The organism is Streptomyces sp. TN58 (genome assembly GCF_001941845.1).
Lineage (GTDB): Bacteria > Actinomycetota > Actinomycetes > Streptomycetales > Streptomycetaceae > Streptomyces.
In genome coordinates, this window is the sequence record NZ_CP018870.1 from 4,814,201 (window position 1) to 4,839,358 (window position 25,158).

Annotated in this window: 17 protein-coding genes; 12 read left to right on the forward strand and 5 right to left on the reverse strand. The window is 74.0% G+C overall.

Annotated elements, in window-relative coordinates:
• Window positions 1–59 precede the first annotated feature (59 nt).
• Window positions 60–1,673 (reverse strand): alpha/beta hydrolase, encoded by a 1,614-nt coding sequence (locus tag BSL84_RS22070; protein ID WP_045322641.1) that lies wholly within the window; start codon window positions 1,671–1,673, stop codon window positions 60–62.
• 486 nt (window positions 1,674–2,159) lie between these two features.
• Complete coding sequence (locus BSL84_RS22075) at window positions 2,160–4,943, reverse strand: lysylphosphatidylglycerol synthase domain-containing protein (RefSeq protein WP_420718789.1); 2,784 nt, start codon at window positions 4,941–4,943, stop codon at window positions 2,160–2,162.
• Between the two features lie 167 nt (window positions 4,944–5,110).
• Here BSL84_RS22075 and BSL84_RS22080 point away from each other — a divergent pair, with 167 nt between their 5' ends.
• The 5 genes from BSL84_RS22080 to nudC all read left to right on the forward strand — a co-directional run bounded on the left by BSL84_RS22080 (window position 5,111) and on the right by nudC (window position 15,555).
• Window positions 5,111–5,527: an MGMT family protein gene (locus BSL84_RS22080; protein ID WP_075970978.1), complete on the forward strand. Its 417-nt coding sequence runs from the start codon at window positions 5,111–5,113 to the stop codon at window positions 5,525–5,527.
• Window positions 5,528–5,707: 180 nt separating this feature from the next.
• Window positions 5,708–9,184, forward strand: a complete 3,477-nt coding sequence (locus BSL84_RS22085; RefSeq protein WP_075970979.1) for an ATP-dependent helicase — start codon at window positions 5,708–5,710, stop codon at window positions 9,182–9,184.
• A 70-nt stretch (window positions 9,185–9,254) separates the two neighbouring features.
• On the forward strand, window positions 9,255–13,118 hold the full coding sequence (locus BSL84_RS22090) for a UvrD-helicase domain-containing protein (protein ID WP_075970980.1): 3,864 nt from the start codon (window positions 9,255–9,257) through the stop codon (window positions 13,116–13,118).
• Between the two features lie 9 nt (window positions 13,119–13,127).
• Complete coding sequence (locus BSL84_RS22095; protein ID WP_030029874.1) at window positions 13,128–14,561, forward strand: dipeptidase; 1,434 nt, start codon at window positions 13,128–13,130, stop codon at window positions 14,559–14,561.
• 52 nt (window positions 14,562–14,613) lie between these two features.
• Window positions 14,614–15,555: an NAD(+) diphosphatase gene (nudC, locus tag BSL84_RS22100; protein WP_030029875.1), complete on the forward strand. Its 942-nt coding sequence runs from the start codon at window positions 14,614–14,616 to the stop codon at window positions 15,553–15,555.
• 71 nt (window positions 15,556–15,626) lie between these two features.
• On the opposite strand, the gene BSL84_RS22105 is transcribed toward nudC, so the two are convergent.
• On the reverse strand, window positions 15,627–15,887 hold the full coding sequence (locus BSL84_RS22105; protein ID WP_030029876.1) for a mycoredoxin: 261 nt from the start codon (window positions 15,885–15,887) through the stop codon (window positions 15,627–15,629).
• Window positions 15,888–16,057: 170 nt separating this feature from the next.
• On the opposite strand from BSL84_RS22105, the gene BSL84_RS22110 reads away from it, so the two are divergent.
• The 5 genes from BSL84_RS22110 to BSL84_RS22130 all read left to right on the forward strand — a co-directional run bounded on the left by BSL84_RS22110 (window position 16,058) and on the right by BSL84_RS22130 (window position 19,905).
• Window positions 16,058–18,226, forward strand: coding sequence for an ATP-dependent DNA helicase UvrD2 (locus BSL84_RS22110; RefSeq protein WP_199838739.1), 2,169 nt, complete (start codon window positions 16,058–16,060; stop codon window positions 18,224–18,226).
• A gap of 179 nt (window positions 18,227–18,405) precedes the next feature.
• The gene (locus BSL84_RS22115) at window positions 18,406–18,717 is read left to right on the forward strand and encodes a hypothetical protein (RefSeq protein ID WP_030029454.1); all 312 of its coding nucleotides are present in this window, start codon (window positions 18,406–18,408) and stop codon (window positions 18,715–18,717) included.
• A gap of 181 nt (window positions 18,718–18,898) precedes the next feature.
• Window positions 18,899–19,270 carry a WhiB family transcriptional regulator gene (locus tag BSL84_RS22120; RefSeq protein ID WP_030029453.1) on the forward strand — a complete coding sequence of 124 codons (372 nt, stop codon included), beginning with the start codon at window positions 18,899–18,901 and terminating at the stop codon, window positions 19,268–19,270.
• Complete coding sequence (locus tag BSL84_RS22125) at window positions 19,267–19,596, forward strand: hypothetical protein (protein WP_045323356.1); 330 nt, start codon at window positions 19,267–19,269, stop codon at window positions 19,594–19,596. Before BSL84_RS22120 ends, BSL84_RS22125 begins: the two co-directional genes overlap by 4 nt.
• Before the next feature lie 99 nt (window positions 19,597–19,695).
• On the forward strand, window positions 19,696–19,905 hold the full coding sequence (locus BSL84_RS22130; protein ID WP_030029451.1) for a hypothetical protein: 210 nt from the start codon (window positions 19,696–19,698) through the stop codon (window positions 19,903–19,905).
• A gap of 63 nt (window positions 19,906–19,968) precedes the next feature.
• Here BSL84_RS22130 and BSL84_RS22135 read toward each other — a convergent pair whose 3' ends face one another.
• A complete protein-coding gene (locus tag BSL84_RS22135) occupies window positions 19,969–21,297 on the reverse strand; it encodes an ABC1 kinase family protein (protein WP_030029450.1) in 1,329 nt (442 codons plus the stop codon).
• A 73-nt stretch (window positions 21,298–21,370) separates the two neighbouring features.
• Window positions 21,371–22,525, reverse strand: a complete 1,155-nt coding sequence (locus BSL84_RS22140; protein WP_075972185.1) for a TOMM precursor leader peptide-binding protein — start codon at window positions 22,523–22,525, stop codon at window positions 21,371–21,373.
• A gap of 240 nt (window positions 22,526–22,765) precedes the next feature.
• On the opposite strand from BSL84_RS22140, the gene BSL84_RS22145 reads away from it, so the two are divergent.
• Window positions 22,766–23,305: a M48 family metallopeptidase gene (locus BSL84_RS22145; RefSeq protein WP_030029447.1), complete on the forward strand. Its 540-nt coding sequence runs from the start codon at window positions 22,766–22,768 to the stop codon at window positions 23,303–23,305.
• 162 nt (window positions 23,306–23,467) lie between these two features.
• Window positions 23,468–25,147 (forward strand): TerD family protein, encoded by a 1,680-nt coding sequence (locus BSL84_RS22150; RefSeq protein WP_075970982.1) that lies wholly within the window; start codon window positions 23,468–23,470, stop codon window positions 25,145–25,147.
• Window positions 25,148–25,158 lie beyond the last annotated feature (11 nt).

The following is a 25,158-nucleotide window of genomic DNA, read 5'->3' on the forward strand; positions in this document are numbered from 1 at the left end:
GCGCGTTCGCCGCGGGTACGGCCCCTTCTTCTCGTTGCTCGTGTTCTTCGGGCTTTCGCTCAGGCGCCCAGGGGTTCCACCGGGGCCGACGGCTGGGCGGGGGGCTGCGAGGCCTCCGGGGCCTCCGGGGCCGGGGTGCAGACGGTGCCGGCGGCGGGCACCTTGCCGTCCAGCAGGTAGGAGTTCACGGCTCCCTGCACGCACGGGTCGCCGCTGTTGTAGGCCCCGTGCCCCTCGCCCTTGTAGGTGAGTTCCACGCCCACGCCGGGGCCGAGCCGTTCCACCATCCTGCGGGCGCCCTCGTACGGGGTGGCCGGGTCGCCCGTGTTGCCGATCACCAGGATCGGGTCGGCTCCGGGGGCGGAGACGTCGGGGGTTTCCGAGGTGCCGGGGACCGGCCAGCCGGTGCAGCCCATCATGGCCCAGCCGAGGAAGTCCCCGAAGACCGGGGAGGCGGCGCGGAAGGCGGGCAGTTTGGCCTTGGTCTGCTCCAGGGTGTAGCGGTCCTTGGAGTCGACGCAGTTGATCGCGGTGTTGGCGGCGCCGATGTTGCTGTAGTCGCCGTTCTGGGAACGGCCGTTGAGGGCGTCGGACAGGGCCATCAGCAACTGCCCCTGGCCGCCCTCCGCCTCGTCCAGGCCCTGCTCCAGCAGGGGCCAGAGCTCCTGCGAGTAGAGGGACTGGGCGATGCCGTTGGTGGCCGAGGACTCCGTCAGCATCCGGTCGCCGATCCCGGGGATGGGCTTGGCGGCCAGCTGCTTCTGGAGCTTGATGATGTTGTCCTCGATCTCCTTGGCGGTGCTGCCCTGGAGCCGGCACTCGTCGCCCCGGTCCACGCAGTCCTGCGCGAAGTTGCCCAGGGCCAGCTGGAAGCCCTTGGCCTGGCCGAGCGCCCCCTGCTCGGAGGTGGCTGTGGGGTCCACGACGGCGTCGAAGACGGCCCGGCCGACCTTCTCCGGGAAGAGGTGGGCGTAGACGCCGCCGAGCTCGGTCCCGTAGGAGATCCCGAAGTAGTTGAGCTTCTCGTCGCCGAGGGCCTGGCGGATCCGGTCGAGGTCGCGGGCGGCGTTCTCGGTGCCGACGTAGGGGAGCACCTTCCCGGACTTGGCCTGGCAGGCCTGCTGGTACCTGCGGGTGTTGTCGAGGTACGCCTTCTCCGCCTCCGGGGTGTCGGGGGAGGAGTCGGAGGCGTAGTACGCGTCGAGCTGCTTGTCGTCCAGGCACAGGACGGGGGCGCTGCGGCCCACTCCGCGCGGATCGAAGCTCACCAGGTCGTAGCGCTCGCGCAGGGCCTCGTACTCCTTGGCGGCGCCGGGCAGCGTGGTGATCCCGGACCCGCCGGGTCCGCCGAAGTTGAACACGAGGGAGCCCAGGCGCTCGTCCTTGTTCCTCGCCTTGGCCCGGATCAGGGCGAGAGGAATCGTTTCGCCTTCGGGGTCGGCGTAGTCGAGCGGTACGTGGAGCGTGGCGCACTGCCAGTCCTTCGGCGGTGCCTGCCCGCCCCCCTCGGCGGCCGTCGGGGCTTCGCAGTCCGTCCACTTCAGGGGTGGCGCCCCCTCGGTGCCGCCGGCCTTGGGCGTCTTCTCCTCCCCGCTGTCGGAACAGCCACTGGTACCGGCAGCCCCGGCCAGGAGAGCGACGGCGACGGCGACCCGCAGGAGGTGTCTGGGCATGTCACCATGGTGCGCGCCCCCGTCGCCCCCCGCCCGCGCGCTGACCCGTTCGTGTACCCACCGCCCGGCCCCCGCCCACCCCGCCGCAGGCGTAGCGGCTGCGGTCGGGGCAGCGCCCCGGGCAGGGCCGGAAACCGGGGCGCGGGCCGGCCCCCGCCCACCCGGCCGGGGGCGTAGCGGCGGAGCCCGGTGTCCGCCCGGCAGGGTCGGAGCCCCGCCCAGGCGGAACGGCTGCGGTCAGGTGCGGAGCACGCGTCTCTGTCCGGCTGGCCCGGAAACCGGGGCGCGGGCCGGCCCCCGCCCACCCGGCCGGAGGCCTAGCGGCGGCGGAGCCCGGTGTCCGCCCGGCAGGGTCGGAGCCACGCCCACCCCGCCGGAGGCGGGAGCGGCTGTGCTCGGGGGCGGAGCCCCGGGGCCCCGCCCGGCCGGGCCGGTAAGCGGGGCGCGGGCCGGAGCCCCCGCACGATCCGCCGACCGAGCCGGAGGCTAGATGGCCTCTTTGCGGGTCAGGAAGTTGAACGAGATCCACCCCGGCAGCACCGGCAGCCAGAACGTCATCAGGCGGAACAGCAGCACCGCCGAGATCGCGACCTCCTTCTCCAGCCCCGCCGCGATCAGCCCCAGCGTCAGGGTGGTCTCCACCGCGCCCATGCCGCCCGGCGTCGGCGCCGCCGATCCGAGCGCGTTGCCCGCCAGGAACACCACCGCGATGCTCGCGTAGCTGATCGCCTCGCCGCCCCCGAACGCCCGGATCGACGCGTCCAGGCACATCACGAAGCAGCCCGTCAGCAGCAGCATCCCGCCGATGCCGGTCATCAGCTTCTTCGGCCGCTGGAGCACGTCCAGCATGCGCGGCACCACGCCCGCGAACAGCGCCCGTACCCGCGTGACCACGAACTTCCGCATGAACGGGACCGCCGTCACCACCAGCACGAGCACCGCCACCGTCAGCAGCCCCGCGATGACCGCCCGGGAGGGGGTCATCTCCGGGGTCTTCTCGGTGCCGGTCAGGTAGCCGAAGGACAGCAGCAGCAGGATGTGGCTGGCCAGCCCGAACAGCTGCGAGGCGCCCACGCTCGCGACCGCCAGGCCCGGCCGGACACCCGCCCGCTGCAGGAACCGCGTGTTCAACGCGACACCGCCGACCGCCGCCGGGGCCACCAGCTTCACGAACGACCCGGCGACCTGCGCGACCACCGTCCGCAGGAAGGACACCCGCTCCGGGACGAAGCCCAGCAGGCTCATCGCCGCCGCGACGTAGCTGAGCGCCGAGAAGGCGAGCGCCGCCCCGACCCAGCCCCACTGCGCGTCGCCGACGATCGTCCCGAAGTCCACGTGCGCCAGCTGCGTGAGCAGGAAGTACGCGCCGAACGCGCCCGCGATGAACGACACCAGCGTCCGCGGCCGGATCCGCTCCAGCCGGGCCGGCTCCACCGGCGCCTGCGGGCGGATCAGCAGCACCTGCTGGCGGATCTGGCTGAGCAGGTCCTCCTCGCGGGCCTCGTCCAAAGCGTCGTCGAGGGCCTTCTTCTCCGCCTTGCGGTCGGCCGCCGCCGAGGTCGGGGCCGCGGTCGCGGACGCCTCCGCCTCACGCGCGGCCTTCGCCGCCCGGGAGGACTCCAGTACGGCCTCTCGTTCGCGCTCCGCCCGCTCCCGGGCCAGCTTGCGCAGCGTCGCCCGGGTGGAACGGCTCAGCGCGATCGGCTGGAGCAGCGGCAGGCAGTCCGCCACGATGTCCGGGCCGAGCACCGACACCGCCGAAGCCACCGCCCGCTCGGCGCCGACCCGCAGGCCGAGGGTGGCCAGCAGCTGCGCGACGTCCATCCGCAGCACCAGATCGCCGGCGGCGATCTCCCCGCCCCGCAGGTCGGTGAGGATGACATTGCCGGAACGATCCACCACGAGCGCGTCACCGGTGAGCCTGCGGTGGGCGATCCGCCGCGACTGCAGGGCGCGTACCTGCTCCCACGCGTTGCGGCTCAGCTCGTCGGTGATCTCCTCGTCGGGGAGGGAGTCCAGGGTCCGGCCGCCCAGGTGCTCGTAGACGAGCATCACCGCGTCCGGGCCCAGCTCGGAGGTGGCGATCAGCTTCTGCGCGTTCGCCCCGGCCGCGATGGCCGCGTACGCGAGGAGCGCCTCCTGCTCCAAGGCCTGCCGCAGGGACTGCAGGCTGCGGCGCGTGGTGATGCCGCGCAGGGTGAGCCGGCGCCAGACCCGGTAGAAGAAGCCCTGGGCCTGCTGCTCCCGGTCGACGACCGTCACATCGAGCGGAGGACCGTCCTCCAGGGTGACGTGGTACCGCCGCCCGCGGTCGCCGGTCTCGGACGCCTCGGGACCCTCGGGCATCTCGGCGCGCATCGCGCTGACCGGCTGGAAGCCGACCCGGCGCAACCCGGCGAGGAGGTGCTGCCCGGTCGGGCGCACGTTGGGGGAGCCGACGGCGTACAGGGTGCCGTAGGCGACGGTCCAGCCGATCAGCACGGTGAGGATGATCGAGAAGGGCGTGGTGTAGCCGTTGACCAGCATGGTCAGCGCGTTGAGCAGCAGGACCACCCAGAGCGCGACACGCCAGTGGGGCCTACGGGTCATGCCCACCGCGGTCATGTAGGCGATCACGGGCGCGAGATAGCCGTGCACGGGATCGGTGAGGGCCCCGCCGCCCGCGGAACGGGTGAGGGCGTCCTGGATGGTGTCGGGGGCGGCCTGCGCGACCCACAGGTCGGTGGCCAGGGTGACCCCGTGCGCGAGGACGGCGGCGAGCACGCCGTCGGCGATGCGCAGGCCGTCGCGTTTGATCAGCCGCTCGATGGCGAAGGCGACGGGGAGCAGCAGCACCGCGATGCTGGAGACCAGCGCCGCGACCTTGATCAGGAGGTCCGGCGCCTGGCCGGTGCCCTTGCTGATGTCCTCCTCCAGCCCGACCGTGGTGCCGTGGGCGAAGGCGGCGATGCCGAGCAGCACGGCGATGCCGAGGATGCCGACGAGGAGGCGTACGAGGTCGGACGGCCGGTGCACACGGGCGGCGAGCAGCGGTTCGTCGACCTCGACCCGGTCGGCGGCGGTGGGGGAGTGGCCGTGCGGGTCGTCCGTGTCCGCGTCCTCCCCGTCGCCGTCGTGGCCGGTGCCGGGGCCGGGGGTACGGCCGGCCGGGAGGCCGGGCGCGCCGTCCGGCGCGTAGTCCGGGTTCTGGGGGCGGTGGTCCGGGCGGGAGGCGGGGCCGTCGTCAGGGCGCGCCGCGTCGTCCCCCGCCGCGCCTTCCGGAGGGCTCACACCCTGCTCCTTCGTCGTCACATCCGTCTCTTCTTGATCACGTATCACCAGTCACCGCCCGGAAGATGGTGGCACGGACCGAGGGGCCGCCGGGGCATCAGGGTGCGCGCCGGTCCGGAACCACAACTTCCGCCGGTGGGTGTCCGGCGTACTGCACCATGTGCTGAATGAGTGAGGAGCTGCCCGCGTACGCGGAGCGCGTACTGGAGGTCGTCGAGCGTATTCCGCCCGGCCGGGTGATGACATACGGGGACGTCGCCGAATGGCTCGGCGAGGGAGGACCACGCCAGGTCGGGCGTGTCATGGCCCTCTACGGGGGAGCCGTGCCCTGGTGGCGTGTGGTGCGGGCGGACGGCATGCCGCTGCCCGGTCACGAGGCGCGGGCCCTGGAGCACTACCGGACGGAGGCCACGCCGCTGCGCCTGACGGCCGGCGGCGAGCCGCGCCTGGACATGCGCCGGGCCCGCTGGGACGGGGACCCGGACCCCGGACAGGACACAGGAGGGGACCCCGGACAGGACCCGGGACGGGGCGCGGGACGGGGTCCGGGGCGGGGCGGCGGGCGCGACGAGGCTCACACCTGACAGCTTCGGCCATGCGGCGCCGGGGCGGGCGGCCGGGCGACCGGGCGAACGCCCGTCCGGGGTACCCGGGGGGACTGCGCGGGCCGCGCCGGTTGCCGTAGCGTTGCCTCTTCGGCTTCCGCGCGAGCCGGCACGGCAGCACCGCCACACCACGCAGACCCACCAGGACCGGCACCTCACGTGATCACCTCTTCCTCCGACCGCTCCGAACGGCGGCGTACGCGGACCCCCGGCGCGTACCGCCTCGTGCGCACCGGGCCGGAACGGGTGGATCCTCCTGTGCTGGACGCAGCGCAGCGCGCGGTGGTTGACCACGCCGGCGGACCACTCCTGGTCCTGGCCGGGCCGGGCACCGGGAAGACGACCACGCTGGTCGAGGCCGTCGCCGCCCGCGTGGAGGCGGGCGCGGAGCCCTCCCGGATCCTCATCCTCACCTTCAGCCGCAAGGCGGCCGTCGAGCTGCGCGACCGGGCCGCCCTCAGGCTGGGCGGCGCGCGCGCCCCGCAGGCCACCACCTTCCACTCCTTCTGCTACGGCCTGGTCCGCGCCCACCAGGACACCGATCTCTTCGCCGACCCGCTGCGGCTGCTGTCCGGCCCGGAGCAGGACGTGATGGTCCGCACCCTGCTGGAGGGCCAGCGCCGGATCCGCTCCATCCGCTGGCCGGACGACCTGCGGGCCGCGCTGACCACGCGCGGGTTCGCCGACGAGGTCCGGGCCGTCCTCGCCCGCGCCCGCGAGCTGGGCCTCGGCCCGCAGGCCCTCGCCGACTTCGCGGACCGCATCGGCCGCCCCGACTGGAAGGCGGCGGCGGCCTTCCTCTCCGAGTACCTGGACGTCCTCGACATCCAGGGCACCCTGGACTACGCCGAGCTCCTGCACCGCGCGGTCCTCCTCGCCGAGCGCACGCCGTCGCTGGCCTCCGCATACGACGCGATCTTCGTGGACGAGTACCAGGACACCGACGCCTCGCAGCTGCGGCTCCTGCGGGCCCTGACCGGGCGCGGCGGCACACTGGTCGCCTTCGGCGACCCCGACCAGTCGATCTACGCCTTCCGCGGCGCCGACATCAACAACGTCTTGGACTTCGAGTCCGCCTTCCCAGGCGCGCAGGTCAGGGCCCTGACCGTGAGCCGCCGCTCCGGCGCGGCCATCGTGCGGGCGACCCGCCTCCTCACGACCCGCATGCCGCTGCCCCGCCTCCCCGCGGCGGCCGTCCGCGCGCACCGGGACCTGCGGGCCACGCGGGAGGGCGGCCGGGTGGAGGTCTTCACCTACCCGACGGCCGGCGCCGAGCTGGACAACATCGCCGACATCCTGCGCCGTGCCCACCTGGAGGACGGCGTGCCCTGGCAGGACATGGCCGTCCTGGTCCGCGCCGGCGGCCGCACCCTTCCGCAGATGCGCCGCGCCCTGATCGCGGCGGGAGTACCGGTCGAGACCGACGGCACGGACACCCCCCTCCGCCACGAACCGGCGGTCGCCCCCCTCCTCACCGCCCTCCGCCTCGCAGCCACCTGGCCCCCCGCCGCGACCGACCCGGCGGCACCGCCCCCGGCTGCCGCAGCGAACGAGTCCGGTCCTGCGACCGCCCCCGCCCCGGAGCCGGCCCGCGCCGACGAGGCCGCAGCGGTGCCCGCTGCCCCGGCGGAACCGGGCGCGCCCGCTGCCACCGCCGCACGCGACTCCACTCCCGAGGCGGCCCCCGAGGCCGCGGTAGACGGGGCCGGGGCCGGTCCGCAGGACCGCGCCACGGAGGCCGGCCGCGGAGGGTCCGGCGACCCCGCCGGAGGCGTCGAGGCGGCGCTCACCCTGCTCGCCTCCCCCCTCGGCGGTATGGACGCCGCCGACCTGCGGCGCCTCGGCCGGGCCCTGCGGGACGAGGAGCGCGCCGCAGGCGTCAAGGTGCCCGCCCCCTCCGACGTCCTGCTCGCCCGCGCCCTCGCCGAGCCCGAGCGCCTCACCGCGCACGACCCGGCGTACGCCCGCGGCGCGCAGCGCCTCGGCCTGCTCCTGCGCAAGGCCCGCGAACTCCTCCAGGGCGGCGGCACCGCCGAAGAGGCCCTGTGGATCCTGTGGGACGGCACCCCCTGGCCCGACCGGCTGGAACGCCAGGCCCGCCGCGGCGGCGCGGCCGGCCGCAACGCCGACCGCGACCTCGACGCCGTCTGCGCCCTCTTCGACACCGCCGCCCGCGCCGAGGAGCGCACCGGCGGCAGCGGCGCGCTGAACTTCCTCGAACAACTGGAGGCGGAGGACATCGCCGCCGACACGTTGACGGTCCGCACCACCCGCCCCGACGCCGTCCGGCTGATGACCGCCCACCGCTCCAAGGGACTGGAGTGGCCCCTCGTCGTCGTCGCGGGCGTCCAGGAGGGCCTGTGGCCCGACCTGCGCCGCCGCGGCTCCCTCCTCGAAGCCGACCGCATCGGCCGCGACGGCCTCGCCGAGCCCCTCACCCCCGGCGCACTCCTCGCCGAGGAGCGCCGCCTCTTCTACGTCGCCGCCACCCGCGCCCGCGACCGCCTCGTCGTCACCGCCGTCAAGGCCCCCGCCGAGGACGGCGACCAGCCCTCCCGCCTCCTCACCGAGCTCGGCGTCACCCCGAAGGACGTCACCGGCCGGCCCCGCCGCCCCCTCGCCGTCCCCGCGCTCGTCGCCGAACTGCGCGCCACCACCGTCGACCCGGACGCCTCGCCCGCCCTGCGCGACGCGGCCGCCCGCCGCCTCGCCCGCCTCGCCGCGCTCACCGACGACGAGGACCGCCCCCTGGTCCCCGCCGCGCACCCGCAGCGCTGGTGGGGCCTGTACGAGCCCACCCGCAGCAGCGTCCCGCTCCGCGACCGGGAGCGGCCCGTCGCCCTCTCCGGCAGCGCCCTGGACCAGCTCGCGAACACCTGCTCCCTCCAGTGGTTCCTCGGCCGCGAGGTCAAGGCCGACGCCCCGTCCACCGCCGCCCAGGGCTTCGGCAACGTCGTCCACGTCCTCGCCGACGAGGTCGCCTCCGGCCGGACCCCCGCCGACCTGGCCGTCCTCATGGAACGCCTCGACTCGGTGTGGGACGCCCTCGCCTTCGACGCGCCCTGGAAGTCGGCGCAGGAGAAGGACAACGCCCGCGCCGCCCTCGAACGGTTCCTGCGCTGGCACACCACCGACCGCGGAGGCCGGCAGGCCGTGGCCACGGAGCACGAGTTCGACGTCACGCTCGAAGCCGGCGACGTCGCCGTCCGCGTCCGCGGCTCCATGGACCGGGTCGAGGCGGACCCGCAGGGCCGGGCGTACGTCGTCGACTTCAAGACCGGCAAGTCCGCGCCCACCAAGGACGAGGTCGCCCGCCACCCCCAGCTCGCCGTCTACCAGCTCGCCGTCCGCGAGGGCGCCGTCGACGAGGTGTTCGACGGACGGCGTCCCGACTCCGGCGGCGCCGAGCTCGTCCAGCTCCGCCAGAGCGCGGCGGTCCGCGACGGCGGCGAGAGCGTCCCGAAGGTGCAGACGCAGCAGCCGCTCGACGGGGAGTGGGTCGGCGACCTGCTCGCGACCGCCGCCGGCCGGGTACTGGACGAGCGGTTCGCGCCCGCCGCCGGCCGCCACTGCGACCACTGCTCCTTCCGCAGCTCGTGCAGCGCCCGCCCGGAGGGCCGCCAGACCGTCGAGTGACCCCGGGCCCGCGGGGCCGTCCGGTCCGCGGCGGTCGGGGGCTGTCGGTGGGGGCGGCTAGCCTTTTCACGTGTCCGCGCGTGCGTCCGTACTGACCGATCCCGAGCAGCTCAAGGAGCTCCTCGGGATCCCGTTCACGCCCGAGCAGATGGCCTGCGTCACCGCCCCGCCCGCCCCGCAGGTGATCGTCGCCGGCGCCGGATCCGGCAAGACCACCGTCATGGCGGCCCGCGTCGTCTGGCTCGTCGGCACCGGCACCGTCGCGCCCGAACAGGTCCTCGGCCTGACCTTCACCAACAAGGCCGCCGGTGAACTGGCCGAGCGCGTACGCACCGCCCTGGCCCGGGCCGGCATCACCGACCCCGACCCCTCCCCGGCCGACGCCGCCGCGGCCGGCGGCGAGCCGCGCATCTCCACGTACCACGCCTTCGCCGGCCAGCTCCTGGCGGACCACGGCCTGCGCATCGGCCTGGAGCCCAGCTCCCGCCTCCTCGCCGACGCCACCCGCTTCCAGCTCGCCGCGAAGGTGCTGCGCGACGCCCCGGGCCCGTACCCCTCGCTCACCAAGTCCGTCCCCGACCTGGTCGGCGACCTCCTCGCGCTCGACGCCGAACTGTCCGAGCACCTGGTCGACCCGCAGAGCCTGCGCCTCCACGACACCGACCTGCTGGACGTGCTCGCCGGCACCCGGCTCACCAACGAGGACCTGCGCAAGGTCCCCGAGGCCGTGCGCGGCCGCCTCGAACTGCTGGAGCTCGTCGGCCGCTACCGCGCGGCCAAACGCTCCCGGGACCTGTTCGACTTCAGCGACCAGATAGCCCTCTCCGCGCAGCTCGCCACCACCCGGCCCGAGGTGGGGGTACTGCTGCGCGAGGAGTTCCGGGTGGTCCTGCTCGACGAGTACCAGGACACCTCGGTCGCGCAGCGGCTGCTGCTGTCCGGCCTGTTCGGCGCGGGCACCGGCCACGCCGTCACGGCCGTCGGCGACCCCTGCCAGGCGATCTACGGCTGGCGCGGCGCCTCCGTCGCCAACCTCGACGACTTCCCCGCACACTTCCCGCACGCCGACGGCACCCCCGCCACCCGGCTCTCCCTCAGCGAGAACCGGCGCAGCGGCGGCCGCCTCCTGGACCTGGCCAATGGCCTCGCCGCCCCGCTGCGCGCCATGCACGAGGGGGTGGAGGCGCTGCGTCCGGCGCCGGGGGCCGAAGGCGTCGGGCAGGTCCGCTGCGCCCTGCTGGAGACCCACGCGCAGGAGCTCGACTGGGTCGCCGACTCCGTCGCCCACCTGGTCCGCACGGGTACGGAGCCGCGCGAGATCGCCGTCCTGTGCCGGTCCGCCGCGGACTTCGCGCAGATCCAGGCCGTGCTGGTGGACCGGGACGTCCCGGTGGAGGTCGTCGGCCTGTCCGGGCTGCTGCACCTGCCCGAGGTCGCCGACCTCGTCGCCGTCTGCGAGGTCCTCCAGGACCCGGGCGCCAACGCCTCCCTCGTCCGGCTCCTCATCGGCCCCCGGTGGCGGATCGGCGCGCGCGACCTGGCCCTCCTGGGCCGTCGGGCGCGGCTCCTGGTGGGCCGTACGCCGGCCGGGACGGACCCCGACGAACGGCTCGCGGCGGCCGTCGAGGGCGTCGACCCGGCAGAGATCGTGTCCCTCGCGGACGCCCTGGAGACCTTCCTCGACGGCGCCGGCCAGGCCCCGGACGACCTCCCCTTCTCCGCCGAGGCCCGGGTCCGCTTCGCGCACCTCGCGCAGGAGCTGCGCGACCTGCGCCGGTCCCTCGCCGACCCGCTGATGGACGTCCTGCACCGGGTGCTGTCCGCCACCGGCCTCGAAGTGGAGCTGTCCGCGTCCCCGCACGCGCTGGCGGCCCGCCGGCGCGAGACCCTGTCGAACTTCATGGACGTCGCCGCCGGTTTCGCCGCGCTCGACGGGGAGGCCACACTGCTGGCCTTCCTGGCGTTCCTGCGCACGGCCGCCCAGTACGAGAAGGGCCTCGACCACGCGCTGCCGGGCGGCGAGAACACCGTGAAGGTCCTCACCGCCCACAAGTCCAAGGGCCTGGAGTGGGACGTCGTGGTGGTCCCGGACCTGTGCGCGGGGTCCTTCCCGAAGGAGAAGCCGCCGGAGGCCTGGACCTCGTACGCGAAGGTCCTCCCGTACGCCCTGCGCGGCGACGCCGCCACCCTGCCCGCGGACCCGGCCTGGACCTCGGCGGGCCTGAAGTCCTTCAAGGCCGCCCTCAAGCACCACAAGTCGGTGGAGGAGCTCCGCCTGGGCTATGTGACCTTCACCCGCCCGCGGTCCCTGCTGCTGGCCTCGGGCCACTGGTGGGGCCCGACCCAGAAGAAGCGGCGCGGCCCGTCGCGGTTCCTGCAGGCCCTCTACGAGCACTGCGCGGCCGGTTTCGGCGAGATCGAGGCCTGGGCGGAGGAGCCCGAGCCGTCCGCCGAGAACCCGGCCCTGGCGGACGGGTCCACGGCGGACCACTCCTGGCCGCTCCCGCTCGACCCGCACTCCCTCGCCCTGCGCCGCTCGGCGGCCGCCCTCGTGGAGTCCTACCTGGCGACACCGCCCCCGCCGGAAGAGGACGACGACGCCTACCTCTGGCCCCCGGACTGCGAGGACCCCGCCTACGACGACGAGCCGTGGCCCACCGACCCCGGCGAGGAGTGGGACACCGACGGGCCCGCAGCCCCGAGCCCCCACGTCGTCCCCCGGCCACGCGGCCCACGACCCGCCGCCCCACCGGCAGAGCCGCACCCCTCCCCGCAGGACCCCTGGGCCGATGAGGCCCGGGCGGCCGACCCGTCGGCGCAGCCCGGCGCCCGTGGGGCCGACCCGCAGGGTGAGCGGCACCCCGCGCCGCAGGGCGCGTGGGCCGCCGACCCGTCGGCGAAGCCGGGCGCCCACGCGAACGCCCCGCAGGACTCCTGGGCCGATGAGGCCTGGGCGGCCGACCCGTCGGCGCAGCCCGGCGCCTACGGCGCCGACTCAGTGGCGGAGCCGCGCTCGGGCGTGCCCCCGTTCGCCTCCGCAGCCGACCCGCAGGGTGAGCGGCACCCCGCGTCGCAGGGCGCGCGGCCCGCCGACCCGTGGGCGCAGACGGCCGCCCGTGCGGCCGACCCGGCGGCGGAGCCGCGCTCCCAGGTGGCCCACCCCGCCGGAGGCGCCCCCCTCACGCCCGAGGAGGCCAGGGCGATCGCCTCCTGGGACCGGGACCTCGACGCCCTGGAGGGCGAGCTCCGCCGTGCCCGCGCGGCCGTCCGCGACGTGGAGCTGCCCCCCGCGCTCTCGGCCAGCCAGCTGCTCCGGCTCGCCGCCGACGAGGAGGGCTTCGTACGCGACCTCGCCCGCCCGATGCCCAAGCCCCCGCAGCCCGCCGCCCGCCAGGGCACCCGCTTCCACGCATGGGTCGAGTCCCGCTTCGACGAGCTGCCGCTGCCCTTCCTCGACGTCCTCGACCCCGTCGCCGACCTGCCCGGCGCCGCCGGCGACGGCCCCGGCTCCGACCAGGACATCGCCGACGAGGCCGACCTCGAAGCCCTCAAGGCCGCCTTCGAGCGCAGCCCGTACGCCGACCGCCCGCCCCACCGCATGGAGGCCCCGGTCCAGCTCACCCTCGCCGGCCGCGTCATCCGCGGCCGCATCGACGCCGTCTACCGGACCACCGACGAGAACGGCGACGACGCCTACGAGATCGTCGACTGGAAGACCGGCCGGACCACAGAGGCCGATCCGCTCCAGCTCGCCGTCTACCGCCTCGCCTGGGCCGAGGCCACGAACACCCCGCTCGACCGGGTCACCGCCGCCTTCCTGCACGTCCGCAGCGGCCGTGTCATCCGCCCCCGCAACCTGCCCGGCAGGGCCCGTCTTGAGCGGATCCTCCAAGGCGAATCGGGCCCCGACGGCGGCCACCGGACGGACGGCTAGGCTCGGGGCATGAGCGACACCCAGCCGGACAGCGTCGTCCGCACGTACATCGACACCCACCGCACCGCCTTCCTCGACGACCTCGCCGAGTGGCTGCGGATCCCCTCCGTCTCGGCCCAGCCCGAGCACGCGGACGACGTACGCCGCAGCGCCGAATGGCTCGCGGCGAAGCTCAAGGAGACCGGCTTCCCGGTCGCCGAGGTCTGGGAGACCGACGGCGCCCCCGCCGTCTACGCGCACTGGCCGAGCGAGGACCCGGACGCGCCCACCGTCCTCGTGTACGGCCACCACGACGTGCAGCCCGCCGCCGTCGCCGACGGCTGGCACACCGACCCCTTCGAGCCGGTCGTCCGGGACGGCCGGATGTACGCGCGCGGCGCCGCCGACGACAAGGGCCAGGTGTTCTTCCACACCCTGGGCGTACGCGCGCACCTCGCGGCCACCGGCGCCGCCGCCCCCGCCGTACATCTCAAGCTGATCGTCGAGGGCGAGGAGGAGTCGGGCTCCGCCCACTTCCGCGAGCTCGTCGAGGCCCGCGCCGGCGAACTCGCCGCCGACGTCGTGATCGTCTCCGACACCGGCATGTGGTCCGAGACCACCCCCACCGTCTGCACCGGCATGCGCGGCGTCGCCGACTGCGAGATCGACCTGCACGGCCCAGACCAGGACATCCACTCCGGCGCCTTCGGCGGAGCCGTGCCCAACCCGGCCACCGCCGCCGCCCGCCTCGTCGCCGCCCTGCACGACGCCGACGGCCGCGTCACCGTCCCCGGCTTCTACGACGGCATCGCCGAACTCACCGACGCGGAGCGCGCCCTGATCGCCGAGCTGCCCTTCGACGAGGCCGAGTGGCTGCGCACGGCCAAGTCCCACGCGGCCGCCGGGGAGGCCGGGTACAGCACCCTGGAGCGCGTCTGGGCCCGTCCGACGGCCGAGGTCAACGGCATCGGAGGCGGCTACCAGGGCCCGGGCGGCAAGACCATCGTGCCGGCCTCCGCCCATGTGAAGCTGTCGTTCCGCCTGGTGTCCGGGCAGGACCCGTACGAGGTCGAGGCGGCCGTCAGGGAATGGGTCGCGGCCCGCGTCCCGGACGGGATCCGCCACACGATCACCTTCGGCGCGCCGACCCGCCCGTGCCTGACCCCGCTGGACCACCCGGCCCTGCAGTCCGTCGTCCGGTCCATGGGCCGCGCCTTCGGACAGAAGATCCGCTTCACCCGCGAGGGCGGCTCCGGACCCGCCGCCGACCTCCAGGACGTCCTGGGCGCGCCCGTGCTGTTCCTCGGCATCTCCGTGCCGTCCGACGGCTGGCACGCGCCGAACGAGAAGGTCGAACTCGACCTGCTGTTCAAGGGCGTCGAGACGGCGGCCTACCTCTGGGGGGACCTGGCCGCCGGACTCCGCGCCCCCCGCACCACCCGTACGTCCCGCACACCCGCCTGACCCGGCGCACCCGTCCGTCGTACCGAGCCTGCCTGTCCCACCACCGGGGGAGTTGGAAGTACCAGTGAGCACCCATACCGAGCGCCCTCTCTCGCTCACCGCGCCCAGCGGTATCGACCGGTCCGCGCACCACCGCCTCGACGAGGCGTGGCTCGCCGCCGCCTGGAGCCACCCGACGACCCGCGTCTTCGTCGTCTCCGGCGGGCAGGTCCTGATCGACGACACCCCCGACGGAGGCACCGGCATCGTGATGACACCGGCCTTCGAGGCCCCGGTCACCGAGACCCACCGCTACTTCCTGGGCACGGACGAGGACGGCGTACGGTACTTCGCGCTCCAGAAGGACGCGCTGCCCGGCCGCATGGACCAGTCGGCCCGCCCGGCCGGCCTGCGCGAGGCCGGACTGCTGCTGAACGACCGCGACGCCGCACTGATGGTCAACGCGGTGGCGCTGGAGAACTGGCAGCGGATGCACCGCTTCTGCTCCCGCTGCGGAGAGCGCACGGTGGTCGCGGCGGCCGGGCACATCCGCCGCTGCCCGGGCTGCGGCGCCGAGCACTACCCCCGCACGGACCCGGCCGTGATCATGCTGGTCACCGACGAGTACGACCGCGCGCTGCTGGGCCGCCAGGTGCACTGGCCGGAGGGCCGCTTCTCGACGCTCGCCGGGTTCGTGGAGCCGGGGGAGTCGATCGAGCAGTCCGTCGTCCGCGAGGTGTGGGAGGAGGCGGGCGTCCGGGTCGGGCGGGTCGAGTACGTGGCCAGCCAGCCGTGGCCGTTCCCCTACAGCCTGATGCTGGGCTTCAACGCCCGCGCCACCAGCTCCGAGATCACCGTGGACGGCGAGGAGATCCAGGAGGCCCGCTGGTTCTCGCGCGACGAGCTGCGCGCGGCGTTCGAGTCGGGCGAGGTGCTGCCCCCGTCGGGCATCTCCATCGCCGCGCGGCTGGTCGAGCTCTGGTACGGGGAGCCGCTGCCGAAGGCCGCGGCGTGAGCTTCGCCACCCCGTGACGGCGCGAGGCCCCGCCCGGCAGGGGCGGGGCCTCGCGCGGCAGGGGCGGCCGCTCAGACGGCGAGGGCCTGCTTGACCTGGGCCAGGCTCGGGTTCGTCATGACGGACTCGTTGCCGGCGGCGGACTTCACGAGCACGGTGGGGACGGTCTGGTTCCCGCCGTTGGCCTTCTCCACGAACGCAGCGGACGCCGGGTCGAGCTCGATGTTGATCTCGTTGTACGCGATGCCTTCCCGGTCCAGCTGGGTCTTCAGCCGACGGCAGTAGCCGCACCAGGTCGTGCTGTACATCGTGACGGTGCCCGTGTCCTGCATGCTGCGCTCTCCTTCGTGAAGGCTCGGTGGTCCGAGTACTCGAACGTACGGGATCCCGAGGCCATTCCCGTACGTACTCATCCGCACCGCCGGTGTGACTGATATGACGTATCGGTGACGCCTGTGGACAGATTTCCCGCCCGGCTCACGAGACCTGGCAGCATGGCGGAGTGACAGCAGCAACGCACTCCTCCTCCTTCACCGCCGCAGCGGACTCGGCCGACGCGGTGCTCCTGGGCCTCGACCCGGAGCAGCGCGAGGTCGCGACCAGCCTGCGCGGACCGGTGTGCGTGCTGGCCGGAGCCGGCACCGGCAAGACCCGCGCGATCACCCACCGGATCGCCTACGGGGTCCGGTCGGGCCGGCTCATGCCGGCCAGCGTGCTCGCCGTCACCTTCACCAACCGGGCCGCCGGCGAGATGCGCGGCAGGCTGCGCGCGCTCGGCGCGGGCGGCGTCCAGGCCCGCACCTTCCACTCCGCCGCCCTGCGCCAGCTCCAGTACTTCTGGCCCAAGGCCATCGGAGGGGACGTGCCCCGGCTGCTGGAGCGCAAGATCCAGTTCGTCGCCGACGCGGGGGCCCGCTGCCGCATCCGCCTCGACCGCGGCGAGCTGCGCGACGTCACCGGCGAGATCGAGTGGGCCAAGGTCACCCAGACGGTGCCCGCCGACTATCCGGCGGCCGCTCTCAAGGCGGGCCGGGAGGCCCCCCGCGACATGGCGGAGATCGCCCAGATCTACGGGACGTACGAACAGCTCAAGCGCGACCGCGGCATGATCGACTTCGAGGACGTGCTGCTCCTGACCGTCGGCATCCTCCAGGACCGCCACGACATCGCCGAGCAGATCCGCGGCCAGTACCAGCACTTCGTCGTCGACGAGTACCAGGACGTCAGCCCGCTCCAGCAGCGGCTGCTCGACCTGTGGCTCGGCGAGCGCGACAGCCTCTGCGTCGTAGGCGACGCCAGCCAGACCATCTACTCCTTCACCGGCGCCACCCCCGACCACCTGCTGAACTTCCGCACGCGCTATCCGCACGCCACCGTGGTCAAGCTGGTCCGCGACTACCGCTCCACCCCCCAGGTGGTGCACCTCGCCAACGGACTGCTGAAGCAGGCCTCGGGGCGGGCCGCCGAGCACCGCCTGGAGCTGGTCTCCCAGCGCGAACCCGGACCCGACCCGGTCTACGCCGAGTACGCCGACGAGCCCGGCGAGGCCGAGGGCGTCGCCCGCCGCATCCGCGACCTGATCGCCGCGGGCGTCCCGGCGGGCGAGATCGCCGTGCTCTTCCGCATCAACGCCCAGTCGGAGGTCTACGAGCAGGCCCTCGCCGACGCCGGGGTCCCGTACCAGCTGCGCGGCGCCGAGCGCTTCTTCGAGCGGCAGGAAGTCCAGAAGGCCATCCTCGCCCTGCGCGGAGCGGCCCGTTCCGGCGGGAACGACCCCCTGCTGGAGGACGTCGTCGACCTCGGCTCCCAGGTGCGGGCGGTGCTCAGCTCCACCGGCTGGACCACCGAGCCGCCCGCCGGCTCCGGCGCCGTACGCGACCAGTGGGAGTCGGTGGCCGCGCTGCTCCGGCTCGCCGAGGACTTCGCCCGCACCCGGCCCGGGGCCACCCTCGCGGACCTCACGGTCGAGCTGGACGAGCGCAGGGCCGCCCAGCACGCCCCGACCGTCCAGGGCGTCACTCTGGCCTCGCTGCACGCGGCGAAGGGCCTGGAATGGGACGCCGTGTTCCTCGTCGGCCTCACCGACGGCATGCTGCCGATCACCTACGCCAAGACCGACGGCCAGGTCGAGGAGGAGCGGCGCCTGCTCTACGTCGGCGTCACCCGGGCGCGACTGCACCTGACCCTCTCCTGGGCGCTCTCCCGCGCCCCCGGGGGAAGGCCCACCCGGCGCCCCAGCCGCTTCCTGAGCGGCCTGCGGCCGGGATCCGCCGCGCCGGGCAGCCGGCCGGGCGGCTCCGCCCCCGAGCGGTCGCCCCGGGCGCGCGGCCGCCGCGGCCCGGTGCGCTGCCGGGTCTGCGGCAGGACGCTGACCGAGGCCGGCGAGCTGAAGCTGATGCGCTGCGAGGACTGTCCGTCCGACATGGACGAGGGCCTCTACGAGCGGCTGCGGGACTGGCGCGCCGGCCAGTCGAAGGAGCAGGGCCTGCCCGCCTACTGCGTCTTCACGGACAAGACGCTGATGGCGATCGCGGAGGCCGCGCCCACCGAGGCGGGCGAGCTTGCGATGATCTCCGGGGTGGGCGGCCGCAAGCTTGACCGGTACGGAGCCGACGTCCTGGCCATCTGCGCAGGTCAGGTGCCTGGGAGTGAGGATCCTGACGGCGCGTAGAAACTCGTCGGAAAAATAGTTTGCACATGCCCTGCGAAGACCCATAGGTTCTTAGCAACGGAAACGGTGGCTTCTCCGAAGCCCTGGATCCGTGCTGTACTTATCCGAATACGCATGGGACGGGCCCTCGGGCCAGGTCCCCGAGACGCCGAGAGGAGGCGAGACCAGTGACCAGCTTCATGACCTTCACCAAAATGACCGATCGCTCGGTTGATGCCTCCTGCCTGCTCGGTTCCGTCTCCGCTCTGGGCACCGGTGCGTCCGCGATTTCCGCCGGCCGCCCCGCCCTCCTCGCGACCCTTGCGATCAGCGAGCGCAATGAGCGACCGACCCAGGCACCGGTGGCAGTACTGGCAGCAGAAGCACAGGCGCATGGCGCCTATGGATTTGCCGCCGCGGCCGGTGCCGGATCCCTGACGAAGCAGACGAAGCAGCAGCACCACCTGATGTGGGCCTTCCGTGGGCTCGAACCCTGGAGTGATCCAGCCTGATCGCATGATCAGGCCGGCGCCTTCAGGGCCGCGGAACCCCACCCGGGATCCGCGGCCCTTCTGTTTGTCCCCGACCGGGGCCACGACAGAGAAGGGGCCTCGGGACTGGCAGAACCAGGTACCAGCCACCCCGGCCGACCGGCCGGAACGCCTAGCCGAACAAGACGAGGAAGAAAACACCGTGCAACTCGAAGCGCACGCCCCGTCCGTACCGCAGACCCAAACGATCTCCCCGCCCGCAGTCCCGGAGGACCACACCTTGACCCCGCTCACCGCGCTCACCGCGCTCGACGACGCCATCGAGAACCTCGGCGTCCCGGTTCCCTGCCGTACCTTCGACCCCGAGGTCTTCTTCGCCGAGTCCCCGGCCGACGTCGAGTACGCCAAGTCCCTCTGCCGCACCTGCCCGCTGGTCGAGGCCTGCCTCGCCGGAGCGGTCGAGCGCCGCGAGCCCTGGGGTGTCTGGGGTGGCGAGCTCTTCGTCCAGGGAGTCGTCGTAGCCCGGAAGCGGCCGCGTGGCCGTCCGCGCAAGAACCCGGTCGTCTCGGCATGACCGCCATCGGAACCATCGACCGCCCCCTGACGCACGACCCCCTGAAGCAGGCCCTCATGACCGCCTACACCACGAGCGAGCAGCCCCACGGCGCCGCCCACGCAGACTTCATCACCACCGGCGCGATCACCTCGCGTCAGAACAGGACCCGCGAAATGCAACTCATCCCAGAAGCCCTGGCTCGTGCCCATATGGACGAGCGCATGCGCGAGGTGGACGCCGAGCGTCACGCCCTGCGCCTGGTCGCCGCCCGCCGCATGCAGCGGCGAGCCGAGCGCGTCTCGATGCGCGCCCGGCGGGCGCTGGCCATGGCCGTCATGCACTGAGAACCGAACGCAGCACTCCGGGGGGACCGGTCCGAAGGGGCCGGTCCCCCCGGTGCGTTGCGCGGGCTCGTCCACCCCCTGCGGAGGTATCGTCTGGAGGTGGACCAGCCGACTCCCCAGCCCGACCCGTCGGGATCCGAGGCCCAGCCCGTCGCCGTCTGCGCGCGCTGCGGCAAACAGTCCCCCGGCGGAGCGCCGCCCACCTGGACCTGTTCGGTGGAGAACGGGACCAGAGAGTACTTCTGCGTCGAATGCGCCCGCGCCAACCTCAGGGCGATCGAGGGCAGGCTCGACTCCTCCTGGTGGTGACCTCCCGGGGGCGGAGCACCTCCCCCGGGGACCTCACTGGACCTTGCCTGACCCCACTGGTCCTCACTCCGCGGAGGCGAACCCCGGCAGCCAGGTGTCCAGTTCGTCGCGCAGCCGCACCGTCGCTCCCAGCTGGCACAGCACGCCGATGGTGCTCAGCGTCACGCGGTGGATCAGCAGGTAGGAAGGCGGCAGGTTGATCTGCCGGCCCAACTGGTGTGCGGGGGAGCGAGGATCGGCGATCCGCGCCGCCTGACCGCGCAGCCAGGGCCGGGTGAAGGTGAACTCCTCCGCCTCCGCGGGCTCGATGATCGGCTTCAGGTAGTCCAGTACGGCGTCCGGGTCCAGCTCGACGGACTCCTTCACGAACCCCTCGGCGCGCAGATGGCCGTAGACCCCCTCCGCGTCGCCGTCCAGCGTCATCCGCAGAGACCTGCCGATGGGCTTCGGCCAGCCGCCGGGCAGCCGGTCGACCGTGCCGAAGTCCAGCACGCCCAGCCGTATCCGGCCGTCCGCCCCCGGTATCAGCCGGAAGTTGCCCGGGTGCGGGTCGGCGTGCAGCAGACCGGTGCGGGCGGGGCCGGAGAAGAGGAACCCGGCCAGCAACTGCCCGGCGCGGTCACGCTCCTCCTCGCTGCCGTCGGCGATCACCTCCGACAGCGGGGTCCCGTCCAGCCACTCGGTCACGAGCACCTGGTCGCCCTGGTGCACCACGTCCGGGACCACCACGTCGGGGTCGTCCACGAAGGCGTCCGCGTGCGTCCGCTGTGCCTCGGCCTCCAGCTCGTAGTCGAGCTCCTCCGACACCCGGTCGCGCAACTCCTTGATCAGAGGCTTGATCTCCATACCGGGGACCAGCGGGCCCAGCAGCCCCGCGAACCGGCCCAGCTGCTTCAGGTCCGACAGCAGCGCCTCACCGGCTCCCGGGTACTGGACCTTGACCGCCACCTGCCGGCCGTCGTGCCACACCGCCCGGTGCACCTGCCCGATCGAGGCCGCCGCGGCCGGCTTGTCCTCGAACTCCTCGAACAGGTCCCGCCAGTCGGCGCCGAGACGCTCCGTCAGCACCTGGTGCACCGTCGCGGCAGGCAACGGCGGGGCCGCCTCCTGGAGCTTGGTCAGCGCCGCCCGGTAGGGCCCCGCGACCTCCTCGGGCAGCGCGGACTCGAACACCGACAGGGCCTGCCCGAACTTCATGGCGCCGCCCTTCAGTTCACCCAGGGTGCGGAACAACTGCTCGGCGGTGCGCTGCTGGAGCTCTCGCGCCACGATCTCCGCGGACTTCCCCCCGATCCGCTTGCCCAGCCCCCACGTGACCCGACCCGCGATGCCGAGCGGCAGCGAGGCCAGCTTGACGGTACGGGTGACCGCCTTCCGGGGAAGATCAGACATACGCCCCTCCAAAACCCAGACAGCTGCGCCGCAAGCGGCGGTTCGGCAGAACCCTCGTTCTCCGAGCATCCTGTCACGGCCCTCCTGGCGGGTTCCCTCCCGATCCTCCCCCCGCGGCCCGGCCCGCCGGCCGGAGCCGCCCCGCGGACTCCGCGGCCGCCCCGCAGGGGCAGTCGGGATGGGGGCGGACCGGGGCGGAATCCCAGTGCAGGGTGGGCAGGGCCGCCTCCCAGCGGGACCCCGTGGAGGCGGGCAGCTGACCGTCGAGGAAGGCGAGGGCGTGGGCCGCGGCCAGCCCGGCCACCGCCGCGGACAGGCCCAGGTCGCAGGAGGCGCCCCCGCGGCGGCGCCGGGACGAGCGCCACTGCACGAGCATCCTCGGCCAGGCCGCGTCCCGGTCCACGCGGTCGCGCTCCATGCACCCCGCGCACGCCGTCGTCCCCGGCAGCACCAGCGGCCCCACCACGCCCGTGCCCTCCAACACCCCCGCGTACAGGTGCGGAACGCCCGAGGCGACCCAGTCGGCCGCGGTGTCCGGATCAGGAGCCCACGCGTCCAGCCCGTCCCGCGGCGCGACCACCACCAGGGACAACCCCGGATCCGCACCCTCCCCCTCCCCGGCCCGCGGGCCGGGACCAGGTACCGCGGAGCGTACGGCGGCCTCCGCGGCCTCGGCCCGCATCCGGCCCACGCTCGCGCTCCCCAGTCCGCCCGGCGCCACGTCCCCCGGCTCCACCCGTCCACCGTCGAGCACTTCGACACGCCCCACGCCCGCCCCCGCCAGGACCGCCGCGACCACGGCTCCCACCCGGCCGCTCCCGCGCACCCGGACCCGTATCGCCCGGCGGGCGGCGATCCCCCGCAGGTCCCCACCGGGCTCCCGGTGGACCAGCGAAAGCGAACCCAGGTCCGGGCCCAGCCGCTCCAGGACCTCCGGATGGCTGCGCAGGGCCTGCGCCCGCGGGCCGCCCGCCGAGGCGTCGTCGAGCAGACCGGCCCCCGCCAGCCGTCTGACCAAGGCGTCGGCCAGGCCGTCCGGCAAGCCCATCCGCGCCGCCTCGCCGCGCAGCAGCTCCATCCCCCGCGTCCCGTCGATCCGGTCGATGAGCGCACCCGTCGCCGTGTCCACGGGACCCAGCACCACCGCATGCGCCGGTGTCACCCCGAACTGCACCGTCTGCAGATCCCGCCAGGCCCGCGCCAACGCCGGCTTCACCCTCGGAAACATGTCCGACCCCCTGCCTGTCCGTCCCTGTGAGTCCGCGAGCCGCGGCTTCACAACCGCCGCTCCTCCCGCTCCGGCCACAGTGCCCGTCCGCCGCGATCCGTGCAGGAGTTTGTCCACAGGTGGGAGGTATTCGGCATATGAGATGAAGAGTGATGCCGCGTCGGGACGGGCCGCGAACCGCCCGGGCCGGAAGCCCCGGCGCGCGGGACTTCCGCCACCGGCACCGGGTAACGTCGTGGCGTGTCCGCCGACCCCACGCAGCGCGCCGTCGAAGTCCGCCGGAGCGCGCGCCGCCGCAGGACCGTATCCGCCTACCGCGAGGGTGACCGTACGGTCGTCCTCATCCCTGCCCGGATGTCCGAGGCCGAGGAGCAGCGCTGGGTGGGCGTCATGCTGGAGAAGCTGGCCGCCCAGGAGAGCAGACGCACCCTCGGAGACGCGGAACTCACCGAACGCGCCGAGCGTTTGTCCGAGCAGTACTTCGACGGCCGCGCCCGCCCCCGCTCGGTCCGCTGGGTCACCAATCAGAACACCCGCTGGGGCTCCTGCACCCCGGCCGAAGGCAGCATCCGGCTCTCACACCGTCTGCAGGGCATGCCGGAGTACGTCGTCGACTACGTCCTCCTGCACGAGCTGGCCCACCTCCTCGTTCCCGGCCACGGACCCCGCTTCTGGGAACTGCTGGAGGCGTACCCGCGCACCGAGCGGGCCCGGGGCTACCTGGAGGGAGTGGTGGCCGCCGAGCGCCTGCCGCAGGTGCCCGCCGCCCGCGAGGAATGACCACGCCAACCGGCCTGGCCGGGCCGCCCCGGCCCGGCCCGCCGCCCGATGTATCACACAGCGTGATGTGTACCGGCTTGGTACCGGCTTGGCCGGATGTCGGCAGATGCCGTTAGCCTGTGCGGCACGAATGCTCAGTCGGGATGGGGGACGTCGTTACGCATGGCAAGGGAATTCCAACGCGGCCACAAGGCCAAGGTCAGTGATCTCACGGCGGGCACCGATCTGTACGTAGGCGTCCAGATCGCCGCCCCCGGGCTCACCTTCGACATCAGCTGTTTCGGCCTCGACGCCAACGAGCAGCTCTCGGACGACCGCTACTTCGTCTTCTTCAACCAGCCGAAGTCGCCGGAGGAGTCCATCCAGCTACTCGGCCCGCAGGCCGGTGACACGGAATCCTTCCGGGTGACCCTGGACCGCGTTCCGCCGTCCATCCACAAGCTGTCCTTCACCGCCACCATCGACGGCGCCGGACAGATGTCGCAGATCGGCCCGGGCCACATCCGAATCGTGGCCGGCGGCGAAGAGGTCGTCCGCTACGCCTTCACCGGCGCGGAGTTCAGCACCGAGCGGGCCGTCATGCTCGGCGACTTCTACCTGAAGGACGTATGGCGCTTCGCCGCCGTCGGCCAGGGCTTCGACGGAGGCCTCGACGCCCTCCTGAAGAACTTCGGCGGCGAGGTCGCCGAGGAGGAGCAGCCGCAGCAGCAGGCCCCGGCGGCCGGCGCCCCCGGCTTCGCCCCGCCGCCGCAGGCGGCCGCCCCGGCCCCGTCCTTCGGTGCCCCCGCGCCCGCCCCGCAGGCGGCCGCCCCGGCCCCGTCCTTCGGTGCCCCCGCGCCCGCCCCGCAGGCCCCGGCCCCCGCCCCGTCCTTCGGCGCGCCTGCTCCGGCACCCGCGCCGGCCGCCCCCCAGCCGCAGTACCAGCAGCCCGCGCCGGCCGCCCCGGTGCACGCCGCGCCCACCATGGCGGCGCCCCTGGCCCCGCAGGCCCCCGCGCCCTACGGCCAGCCGCCGCAGCAGCCCTCCTACGGCCAGGTCCCCGGGCAGTACCCGGGCCAGGTGCCGCCGCCCGCCCCCGGCGGCTACGGGCAGCAGACCCCCTTCGGGCAGGTCCCGGGCCAGATGCCGGGGCAGGCCCCCGGCCAGCAGCCCGGCTACGCCCCGCAGGCCGCGGCCCCCGCGGCCGGCCTCGCCGCGGCCCTCCAGCCGTACAAGGAGGCCCCGACCGGCTCCCGCTGGACCCCGCAGAACCAGCAGCTCATGCGGGTCGACCTGGCGATGGGCGGCCAGGCCGTCCTCGCCCGCCAGGGCAGCATGGTCCTGTACCAGGGCAAGGTCGACTTCAGCTACAAGGGCGCCGGCTTCGCCGGCCGCATCGTCGGCAACGCCACCGGCCAGGAGATGCAGCTCATGCGCTGCACCGGACGCGGCCAGGTCTTCCTCGCGGAGAACGGCGCGCACCTGCACGCCATCGAGCTCCAGGGCGACGCCATCTGCGTCTCCGCGGAGAACGTCCTCGCCTTCGACGAGTCCCTCCAGCACGAGGTCCGCCGGATCGAGGGCCACGGCATCCCCGGCGGCGCCCTGTTCACCATGCAGTTCCAGGGAACCGGCACGGTGATCGTCAAGACCCACGGCGTCCCGGTCGTGCTGCCCGTCACCCCGACGACCTTCGCGGACAGCAATGCCATCGTGGCGTGGTCCGCCGCCTCGCAGGTGATCCTTTCCAGCCAGGTCCGACTGCGGCGCAACGCCTACCCCGGCCACAGCGGGGAGACCGTGAACCTCCAGTTCCGCGGCGCCCCCGGCAACTTCATCGTCGTCCAGCCGTACGAGGTCTGAGGGAGCCCGAC